The 4,161-nt window shown below is 51.8% G+C and carries 5 protein-coding genes and 1 pseudogene; 4 read left to right on the top strand and 2 right to left on the bottom strand.

Going from position 1 to position 4,161, the window contains the following annotated elements:
* Positions 1-53: 53 nt before the first annotated feature.
* A pseudogene (locus SV253_06120) lies at positions 54-1,360 on the top strand (sodium:calcium antiporter).
* A 42-nt stretch (positions 1,361-1,402) separates the two neighbouring features.
* Positions 1,403-2,254, top strand: coding sequence for a universal stress protein (locus SV253_06125; protein MDY6775639.1), 852 nt, complete (start codon positions 1,403-1,405; stop codon positions 2,252-2,254).
* Between the two features lie 51 nt (positions 2,255-2,305).
* On the opposite strand, the gene SV253_06130 is transcribed toward SV253_06125, so the two are convergent.
* Both SV253_06130 and SV253_06135 read right to left on the bottom strand, forming a co-directional pair.
* Complete coding sequence (locus SV253_06130; GenBank protein ID MDY6775640.1) at positions 2,306-3,142, bottom strand: ubiquinol-cytochrome c reductase iron-sulfur subunit; 837 nt, start codon at positions 3,140-3,142, stop codon at positions 2,306-2,308.
* 91 nt (positions 3,143-3,233) lie between these two features.
* Positions 3,234-3,635: a hypothetical protein gene (locus SV253_06135; GenBank protein MDY6775641.1), complete on the bottom strand. Its 402-nt coding sequence runs from the start codon at positions 3,633-3,635 to the stop codon at positions 3,234-3,236.
* Positions 3,636-3,739: 104 nt separating this feature from the next.
* Between SV253_06135 and SV253_06140 the strand changes: the two genes are divergently transcribed.
* Together SV253_06140 and SV253_06145 are read left to right on the top strand one after the other, a co-directional pair.
* Positions 3,740-3,994 carry an AbrB/MazE/SpoVT family DNA-binding domain-containing protein gene (locus SV253_06140; protein ID MDY6775642.1) on the top strand — a complete coding sequence of 85 codons (255 nt, stop codon included), beginning with the start codon at positions 3,740-3,742 and terminating at the stop codon, positions 3,992-3,994.
* The gene (locus tag SV253_06145; protein MDY6775643.1) at positions 3,979-4,119 is read left to right on the top strand and encodes a hypothetical protein; all 141 of its coding nucleotides are present in this window, start codon (positions 3,979-3,981) and stop codon (positions 4,117-4,119) included. Before SV253_06140 ends, SV253_06145 begins: the two co-directional genes overlap by 16 nt.
* Positions 4,120-4,161: the final 42 nt, after the last annotated feature.

The following is a 4,161-nucleotide window of genomic DNA, read 5'->3' on the forward strand; positions in this document are numbered from 1 at the left end:
CTGTCCAGACGGGCGCCCAGAGGTAATCGGTAAAAACTTTTAACAATCCCTATATGAGAAGACAGTCTATCGCTGCTATAAGTCTCGCTGTCGGGCTTACGGTTCCGTGGCTTATCGTCTGGGCTATGAATTTAAGACTACCAACGACTGCAACCGTAGCCATAAGCGGGGTCGCAGTTCTCGGATCCTCTTTCCTCCTCGCGTGGGCTGCTGAGACTGCTGAGAAGGATGTTCCACGAGCATTCGCAATCGCCATCTTGGCAGTCCTCGCTGTTGCCCCCGAATACGCCGTTGACGCTCTCTATGCGTGGAATGCGGGCGTATTCGCTGGTACGCCCCGAGGAGCCGAAGCGGGAAATCTCGCCGTCGCTAACATGACGGGGGCAAACCGTATACTGATAGGCATCGGCTGGTCGGGAATAGCCCTCTTTACGGTTTACAGGTCTTCATCTTCGTCCGATCCCTCCGTACTGAGACGAGATGGTCTACTCACTAATTCGGTTTTACTCGACCCCGACATAGACCTCGAAATATCCTTCCTCTTAGCTGCGACAGTATGGGCTTTCGTAGTTCCTCTCAACGGTGGAATAGATATACTCGATACTGTATTTCTGGTCGGACTCTACGTCACGTATATACTCGTTGTTCTACGTTCTGAGGATGAGCCCGCAGAAGAGCATGTCGGGGTATCCTTGTATCTCCAGTCCTTTCCGAGGGTTCCACGTATACTGACCGTCATCACCCTCTTCGTCTACTCGGGAGTTATGATCTTCACGGCAGTCGAGCCGTTTGCACACGGTCTTGAGGAGATAGGAAAGAACGCCGGAATACCGTCTTTCTTCATGGTACAGTGGATAGCCCCTCTCGCATCAGAATCTCCCGAACTCATAGTCGTGGCGTACCTCGTAAACAAGGCACGTTCAACGGCGGGTTTCAACGCACTCATCTCGTCTAAGCTAAACCAGTGGACGCTTCTTATTGGAACTCTCGTGATAGGATAGTACATTCGATAGTTCTCGGAGAATACAACCCACTCAGCTTCGATCCTAAACAGTCGGCTGAGATATGGATCACAGCGGCACAGTCGTTTTTCGCTCTGAGCCTCCTCGTCAACTTCGAGATATCGACGAGAGAAGCAGTCGGACTCCTCTTTCTCTTCATATCCCAAGTTCTTATCGAGTTTGCGATAATACGCGACATAATCCAGATACCCTTAACCAGCCACAGTGTACTTCTCGTATATACCGCGGTCTATGTCTTACTCGGAGGGTTAGTCATGGTTAAGCGCAGAAGTGCTCTCGTCGATCTCATACGTAGAAGTAGAGTCAAGACCAGTGAGGCATTGTTGGGACAGAGTTAAGTCCACAAAAATAAGATAACTCAAGGCACATTATCTATGTCTATGATCCAAAGAGTCCTCATAGGGGTTGACGGAAGTGACTGCGCAAGACGTGCAGCCAAGTACGGATTCGAGATTGCACGCAACTACGACGCAGTCGCCGAAGTTGTACATGTCCATAGTTCAGGTCACGAGGAAGAGGGAAGACAGATACTCAAAGATGCTACTCAGATTGTCTCTGAGTTCGGGATGGAGGATGATGTCGAGATCCAGGCATACCTTCTTGAGGGATCGCCCGCGAAGACAGTCCTCAGACAGACGAAGAAGAATGGTATAGATCTCATCGTAATGGGGCGTCAGGGCAGAACGGGACTCGAAGAGCGTCTTCTCGGAAGCATCACTGAACGCGTCCTGAGACGTACATCTCTCCCGGTTCTCACAGTACCTGAGGGTGAACTCACTGAAACTACAGGAGCTAACTACGACAATCTCCTTCTACCTGTAGATCCGGGTCGCTCAGAAGGAGTTGGTAAGGCGTCTTCGTACGCAGCTGATATAGCGGAGTCGTATCGAGCGACTCTTCATCTTCTCAGCGTAGTCGATGTCGAGTCAGAGGCAGGGGTATTTGACGCTGGGGGTGTGTCGAGCGAATACATTGAACGTATAGAAAAACGCGGACACGACGCTGTCGATAGCATAGAAGAGGATATTAGAGACTATAATAGTCTGAGCATAATCAAGAATGTGGTAAGAGGAGACTCACACAGTGCCATCTCAGATTACGCCGAAGACAGACGAGTCGATCTTATAGTAATGCCGTCGAAATACGAATCAAGCTACATAGGACAACGTATAGGAAGCATAACGGGGCGCGTCCTACGTATATCCGGGGTTCCCGTTCTCGTGATCAGATGACCTCCTCTTCATAGATATCACAGCAGGATACCCACATCATATTATTTTACTTTACAGCACGTCCTCGGCGGGAGGTCTCGGGAGTGCTATCATAGTGTCGTCGACTACGTTGAAGGGATCGTACCTCGACTGGTGGCACTGGCAGTAGACCTTGTTGGCGGCACAGACTCCTCCTCCACAGCCGAAGTCGGATGTCTGGAATCCCTGTGGGACACAGCAGAAGTGGGTACACTTGTTGATCCAGCCTATGAATCCCTGAGGACATGTCTCTTCTATCCACTGTCTCTGCTGGTCACTATTGGCGTTGTCGAGGAGCCTCTGCTTGTCGGTCTTTATGACTGCGACAGGTATAGTTTTCTCGACTCCCTCGCTTCTCCAGGTACCCCACGCGGGCTTACCGAGTCCCTCGGTGGCATTGTCAGCTCTTCCGACGTACGACTGCCAGTCGTCGAAGTCGCTGACCTTCATCACGTCACCCTCCCTGTCGGAGTGCCAGCCTCTAGCTGAGTACTTGAACTTGTTGTCGCTCTCGAACTCGGGCTGCACTCCGGGGTAGTTCTGGACTCCGCAGTACTGGAACCAGTCGAGCGAGTAATCGAAACCCGCTATGCTTAACGTCGGGTTCCCTTTACCGCCCGAAGGCGACGGAGCCCTCCCGATAATCTCCCCGCCCTCTATCTTGAGAGGTATCTGTGACATACCACGCGGAGCGGGACCTTCGACAATCTTTATACCCCGGTATTTGATTGAACCTCCTCCGACTCCTGACTTCTGAGTCAGGAGATCAACACTACTGTAGCCCGCCGCGGCGACGCTTCCGAGGACTCCAGCCCCGACCATGCTCTTTACGAAACGTCTTCGCCCTTGGTTCGGATAGTTGTCATCCATTATTTGGATTCACCTGTCTTCCTTACTACGTCAGTAGTTACCAAATTGAGACTCGAACAAGTTATAGGTTACGTAATTATCGGTGAAGTTATTATGAGTATCCCTCGGGAGCCTCGCCGCCGTCCCTGATCCACGCGTGGAACTCGTCGGGAAGCTCCTCCTCGCCCTTGTATGCCTCGCCGCCCTCCTCGAAGTACCAGTAGAGGAAGTCGGGCTCGTGCTCGTCACAGACGAGAACCTCCGTCGTGGGCTCGCCGTAGACAGCGTCGGCTTTCTTCCAGACGTCCCAGCCCTCGTCGGGATGGCGCAACATACAGACGTGGCACGCGTTTCCTATTATCTCTGTGAGACGTACGACACGTAGACGGTCGTCCTCGGGTATGTCGTCTACTGACTTTAACTCGCCGTCGTCGTCGAAGACGTTGTCGGGGTCGAAGGTCCAGCCTCGGAGACCTATCGAGACCCTCTCTGTGGCTTCTGCGTCCTCGGACATGCTCAGAGAGTAATTAGTCAAGGCTTAAACGTGTCTTGGTTCGAGTCTGTATCTCTCTGAAACTGACGTAAGGTTTAACAGTTCAACTTTCTAATATTCTTATTATGACCTCCGAGGTAGTCAAGATGTCCGACAAGGGTCAGCTCGTGGTTCCGAAGGAGATACGTGATAGCGAGGGGTTCGATCCATCCGACAGATTCATTGCGATCTCTGTCGAGGACGGTGTCCTGTTCAAGAAGCTCGACATAGATGTTGAGGAGAAGTACGAGGAGCTGAGTCAGAGAGTTCAGCGACGTCTTGAAGAGAAGGGAGTGGCTGAAGATGAGGTCAAGGAAGCCGTAGAATGGGCACGCGAGTAGTCTTCGATACCAACGTCCTCGTCTCGGCTCTCGGATGGGACGGCAAGCCCGAGGACTGTCTCGAACTTGTTTTCGACAACTCGATTGACGCTTACTCCTCACCTGACATAATAGTATTCGGATAGCGGATTGATTTCGTAGCACTCTCGTTTCTTGCCCTACAACAC

The organism is Candidatus Afararchaeum irisae, assembly GCA_034190545.1.
Classification (GTDB): Archaea; Halobacteriota; Halobacteria; order Halobacteriales; family Afararchaeaceae; genus Afararchaeum; species Afararchaeum irisae.